Source organism: Brachybacterium tyrofermentans (assembly GCF_014897585.1).
Lineage (GTDB): Bacteria > Actinomycetota > Actinomycetes > Actinomycetales > Dermabacteraceae > Brachybacterium > Brachybacterium tyrofermentans.
In genome coordinates this window covers 1-4,884 of sequence record NZ_JABUXW010000059.1, presented here as the reverse complement: position 1 = coordinate 4,884, position 4,884 = coordinate 1, and the positions used below count along the sequence as shown (strand labels likewise).

At 69.5% G+C, this 4,884-nt stretch carries 6 protein-coding genes; 1 reads left to right on the top strand and 5 read right to left on the bottom strand.

Features of this window, described 5'->3' with window-relative positions; all coding sequences use genetic code 11:
- Nucleotides 1-362: TetR/AcrR family transcriptional regulator (locus tag INT49_RS21485; protein ID WP_193119584.1), on the bottom strand; the 362-nt coding region annotated here is incomplete at its 3' end.
- A gap of 114 nt (nucleotides 363-476) precedes the next feature.
- Here INT49_RS21485 and INT49_RS20490 point away from each other — a divergent pair.
- Nucleotides 477-680: a CopG family transcriptional regulator gene (locus INT49_RS20490; protein ID WP_193119583.1), complete on the top strand. Its 204-nt coding sequence runs from the start codon at nucleotides 477-479 to the stop codon at nucleotides 678-680.
- A gap of 124 nt (nucleotides 681-804) precedes the next feature.
- Here INT49_RS20490 and larB read toward each other — a convergent pair whose 3' ends face one another.
- The 4 genes from larB to INT49_RS20470 form a co-directional block, all read right to left on the bottom strand.
- Nucleotides 805-1,512: a nickel pincer cofactor biosynthesis protein LarB gene (gene larB, locus INT49_RS20485; protein ID WP_404801964.1), complete on the bottom strand. Its 708-nt coding sequence runs from the start codon at nucleotides 1,510-1,512 to the stop codon at nucleotides 805-807.
- 64 nt (nucleotides 1,513-1,576) lie between these two features.
- Complete coding sequence (gene larE / locus INT49_RS20480) at nucleotides 1,577-2,431, bottom strand: ATP-dependent sacrificial sulfur transferase LarE (protein ID WP_226851106.1); 855 nt, start codon at nucleotides 2,429-2,431, stop codon at nucleotides 1,577-1,579.
- Nucleotides 2,432-2,655: 224 nt separating this feature from the next.
- Nucleotides 2,656-4,026, bottom strand: coding sequence for a lactate racemase domain-containing protein (locus INT49_RS20475; protein ID WP_193119582.1), 1,371 nt, complete (start codon nucleotides 4,024-4,026; stop codon nucleotides 2,656-2,658).
- 272 nt (nucleotides 4,027-4,298) lie between these two features.
- Nucleotides 4,299-4,586 carry a hypothetical protein gene (locus INT49_RS20470; RefSeq protein ID WP_193119581.1) on the bottom strand — a complete coding sequence of 96 codons (288 nt, stop codon included), beginning with the start codon at nucleotides 4,584-4,586 and terminating at the stop codon, nucleotides 4,299-4,301.
- Nucleotides 4,587-4,884 lie beyond the last annotated feature (298 nt).

Genomic DNA, 4,884 nt, shown 5'->3' with positions numbered 1-4,884 from the left:
GCTCCAGCTCCAGCTCCAGCTCCAGCTCCAGCTCCAGCTCCAGCTCCAGCTCCAGTCTTCTCGGCCGACACCGTCCCCGTCAGCGCCGACACCGCGCCCGCCATCTCCCGCTCGTAGCGGTCCGCGAGGCGGTCGAGGATGGCCGTGAGTAGCTGTTCCTTCGTGGCGAAGTGGTACATGAGCCCAGGCTTGGTGACCCCGGCCGCGCGGGCGGCGGAGTCCAGACTCAGCGTGCCGTCCGCCCCCAGGTGCGCCTCGACGGCATCGAGCATCGCCTCGCGGGCGGACGGACGATGCGCGGGGCGGGTGGACGCGGAGCGGGCAGTGGGCACCCCGGAAGCAGTGGAGCGAAAGCTGGGCATGCTCGTTACTTTACCAACCAGTCAGACAAGTAATGCAAGTCATCGGACTGCACCGGGAGGACGCGGTCACGACCGGAAGTCCGCGCGTGGTACTGCAGCGGTACCGTTGCGGCTATGGCGATGACGCTGCATCTGACCGACGCTGACGAGAAGATTCTGGCGGAGCTGGCCGAGAAGGATGGGGTGAGCCACCAGGAGGCAGCCGTTCGCGCCATCCGCGAGGTCGCAGCCCGACACGGACACCAGCAGCAGGTCAGCGAGCTGTCTGCCACGGGACGCACCCGGTATGCGGATCTTCTCGATCGACTCGGCCAGTGACAGTCTTCCTCACCACGACTACGCCAAGGCCTACGATCTCGTGATCGCCGTGGCAACCGGCTCCACCGCGGCGGAAGACTCCGCCGACAGCCTCTCCAGGTGGCATTGATCCCACCGCAAGGGACTACTCCCCCGCCTCCGGCGCCCAGCGGGCGATCTGGGCGGCGAGGTGTCCGGCGCCGTAGCCGTTGTCGATGTTGACCACGCCGATGCCCGGCGCGCAGGCCGAGAGCATGGTGAGCGCCGCGGTGACCCCGCCGCTCGCGACGCCGTAGCCGACGGACGTGGGCAGCGCGACCACGGGCGCGCTGATCTGGCCGGCGACCACGGTGGGCAGAGCCCCGTCCATCCCGGCGGCGACCACCACACAGGCCGCGTCGCGCAGCTCGGGAAGCCGGGAGAGCAGACGGTGCAGCCCGGCGATGCCGATGTCGGCGATGAGCCGCGTGGGGCGGCCGAGGTAGCGGGCGGTCAGCTCGGCCTCGCGGGCCGCGGGCAGGTCGCTGGTCCCCGCGCAGGCCACGATGACCAGGCCTCCTGTCGGCTCGGGGAGTTCCGCGGGCCAGGCGAGGAGGCGCGCGTCCGCGTCGTGGAAGGCGCCGGGCAGGGCGGCGCGGATCGCCTCGGCGCGGGCCTCGTCGGCGCGGGTGAACAGCACCGGTCCGAGGTCGCCCCGGCCGCTCGCGGCCAGGCGGGCGTACTCCTGGGCGATCGCGGCGACCTGGTCCACGCTCTTGGCGTCGCACAGCACGGCCTCGGGGGCCCCGCGACGACGGGCCCGGTCGAGATCGAGCTCGAGCACGCCGTCGATCTGCCCGTCGGCGGGAGAGATCTGCCCGTCGGCGGGAGGGATCTGCCCGTCGGCCGGAGCGTTCTGCCCGTCGGCCGGAGCGTCCTCAGCCACGGGAGCCCGAGTTGAGGATCTGCAGGGAGAACAGGCCCGAGCGGATGCCGTCGAGGTCGATGGTGACGTGCGAGAACCCGGTCTCCTTGCCGGCCGCGACGAGCGCGGCGCGGATCTGCGGCTCCATGGCGCGCGCGAGCTCGTCAGTGGGCAGCTCGATGCGGCCCACCTCGCCGTGGTGGCGCACGCGGCAGTCGCTGAAGCCCTGCTCGTAGACGGCATCCTCGAGGTCGTCGATCTGGCGCAGCTTCTCCGGGGTGACGCTCTGGCCGAAGGGGACCCGGGAGGCCAGGCAGGGCGCGGCGGGCTTGTCGGCGACGGGCAGCGAGAGGGCACGCGCGATGCTGCGCACCTGCGGCTTCGTCACGCCGACGGTGGAGAGCGGGCGCAGCACCTGGTGCCGGGTGGCGGCGCCGGCGCCGGGACGGTCGTGCCGGGTGGCGTCGTCGGCGTTCTCCCCGTAGGCGACCGCATCGAGCTGGTGCGCGCCGACGATGTCCTCACCGATACGCGTGAACAGCTCGTTCTTGCAGTGGAAGCAGCGCGTGCCGTCGTTCTTCTGGTAGTCGGGGTTCTCGCCCTCATGGGTGTGCACCTCGACCACGTCCGCCCCGATCACCGAGGCGACCTGGTGGGCGAGGCGGCGCTCCCGGCGGGCCAGCGACGGGGAGACACCCAGCAGCGCCACCACGTTCTCGGCGCCGAGCGCGCGAACGGCCAGCGCCAGCAGGGCCGCGGAGTCGACGCCGCCGGAGTAGGCGACGCCGAGGCGGCCGACGCCCGCGAGCTGGGCGGAGACCTCATCGGCCAGGGCGAGCTCCTCCCCGGCGAGTGCCCCGACCGTCATCTCGGTGACGTCGAAGGCGGGTCGCCCGGGGGCGAACAGGGACGCCGGATGCATCGCAGGGCCCCCGCCCGCCGGATCGGCAGCCGACGGACCGGCAGCCGACCGATCGATGGCCGACGGACCGGCGGCCGACGGGGTGGAGCCGGGTTCCCTCGCCGCGGAGTCGGTGTCGTCCCGAGGGGTGGTCGTCAGGGTCAGGTGGCCGGAGCGGCGGTCGGTGGTGGTCATCGGCCCTGCTCCGTCGCGCCGTCATGGTCCGCGGCGCCGTCGCGTTCTGCGGCCAGGCGGAACAGGACTTCGCCGGCGTGGTCGATCACGAGGGTGTCGGGATCCTCGCGCAGCGCCTCGAGGTCGAGGGTGGCGGGGTCCATGTAGAGGACGTTGTGCGCCTCGCACTCCTCTCGGGAGATCGACGTGGCGAAGTAGCGGTTCACGCGCTGCTCCTCGACGCCGGTCTCGGGGTCGTAGGTCCCCAGACCGGTGACGTGCGTGGAGTGGGCGAGCTCGCCCCAGGGATGGTCCTTGAACCGGTCCCACTGCTTCGTGAAGTATTCGATGTTGTGGTATCCGATATCGCGGATCCCGGGGTGCATCGCGGCGACCTCGGTGATGTGCGGGGCGTAGATGATGACCTCACCGCCGTCGGCGCACACGGGCTCGGACTTGTAGAAGCCCTTGGCGCCGGTCCACATGTCGTCGTACATCTCCGGGACCAGGGCGACGATCCGCTGGTACGGCTTGTCGACGTAGGTGATGTGGGTGAGGGCGGAGATCTTCGCGCACGCGGCCCAGGCTGCCTGCGGGTCGCCGTAGGCGATCGCGCCGAGATCCGCGCCGCCCTCCTTGACGTCCATGGTGAAGCAGTACTTCTCGGCGTCGATGAGGTCGCTCGCGGCGTCGACGAGCTGACGCACCGGGGTGATGCCGAGGGCGCCGATGATCCGGCTGGCGGTGATGAGCGCGCCCACCCAGTGCGAGATGTCGATGACGTCGTGCACGGAGCAGCCGGGGAAGAAGTACTTGTTGCCGCCGGAGAAGCCCACGACCTCGTGGGGGAACACGGGGCCGACGATCAGGTTGACGTCGGACTCCACGCACAGCTTGTTGATCTGCACGCGCATGGGCACGTCGGTGAGCAGGCCGCCGGTGAGCTCGCCGATGCGCTCCGCAGAGATCTCGCCGAGGTCCGCGATCTGATCCGGGTCGTCCCAGGCGTGGTTGACGACGGTCCACTCGGGGTAGGTGGCCTGCGCCCCGCGCTCGGTGCAGCCCAGCAGCGTGTCGATCGCCCCCTCGCTCATCGCGGCGTGGGTGCCCAGCGCGATCAGCGCGGTGACGGAAGTGGCGCGCCCGGCGAGGGCGTCGTGGATGGCGGGCAGCACCTTGGGCAGCGGCATGGAGCGGGTGCCGTCGGGGATGATCACGCAGACGGACTTGCCCTCGTAGTCGGTGCCGGCGAGCTGCTCCGTCACGAAGTCTGCGATCTGCTCGTCGGTGAGCAGGCCCTCGGGGCCACCGAGGAGCGAGGCGCGTTCGGCGAGGCCCTCGGGGATCGGGTGGATGGTGGGCTGCGTCGTCGCCGTCGTCTCGCTCATCGCTCCACTATGAACGCTCTGACCGGGGACGACAAGGCTGAGCGGGCTGTTGCCACCCGTGGCGCCGCCCCGTCCGCTGGTCCGCTCTGCCGCGCGGCAACCTCATGACAGTTCACGCGCTCACCAGCGATCATGCTGCTGACGTGTCACGATAGGGCGCTCCGCGCGGGAAGCCGCACAGATCTGTCACGAAATTGTCTGTGAGGACCCTATTCGCAACCGCAGCGGAGCAAGGAGCGGGGTGTCGCGTTGGGGTATACCCCAAAAAGACATCACGGCCGCTCTGACAGAATCTGAGTGGCATCTTCCAGGATGCGCGCGAGATCGGCAGTCTCTGGGGACCTCATCTCGATGAGATCGAAGATCGTGCGCAGATCGGCCGCGAGGTTTCTAGTGAAGATCGGCTCGTGGTGTGCGACTCGATTTCTCAGTCGACGGATGGTCTCGAGGTCCTGCCGCACTCGATTGCGTAGTACTCCCGGCGCCTCTTGGTGTCCTCCAGGGAAGAGCGTCGTGATGTGGGGAGTCCAGAGCCGACCGTCATGGCGTGCGGTGAACATGTGCTCCCAGAATACGAAGCTCAAGTCAGCAACGACTTGCCCCGTGCTTACCAAGCGCTCGCGCGTGGAGACGAGGTCCTTCCGCGGGCTATAGCGGTGCGGGCGAGCAGGAGGCAGGCTGCCTTCAAGGGTGTGGTCCCAAGGCCAAGACGGGCCGTAGACATCGGTCAGTACCTCATCAACTGCGTTACGCGTGGTGACCTCAGCGAGATGAGAAGGGACCATGATTGCGGCCGAAATGCGGAGATATTGTCAAGACCTGTGGATGAGGAGTTTCAAGCGGCTTGCTGATCCGCCT

What these genes read in the sequence shown, in the direction of transcription:
- INT49_RS20490 (WP_193119583.1), top strand. Translation starts at nt 477, where the DNA reads ATGGCGATGACGCTGCATCTGACCGACGCTGACGAGAAGATTCTGGCG.
- larE (WP_226851106.1), bottom strand. Translation starts at nt 2,431, where the DNA reads ATGACGGTCGGGGCACTCGCCGGGGAGGAGCTCGCCCTGGCCGATGAG.
- INT49_RS20475 (WP_193119582.1), bottom strand. Translation starts at nt 4,026, where the DNA reads ATGAGCGAGACGACGGCGACGACGCAGCCCACCATCCACCCGATCCCC.
- INT49_RS20470 (WP_193119581.1), bottom strand. Translation starts at nt 4,586, where the DNA reads ATGTTCACCGCACGCCATGACGGTCGGCTCTGGACTCCCCACATCACG.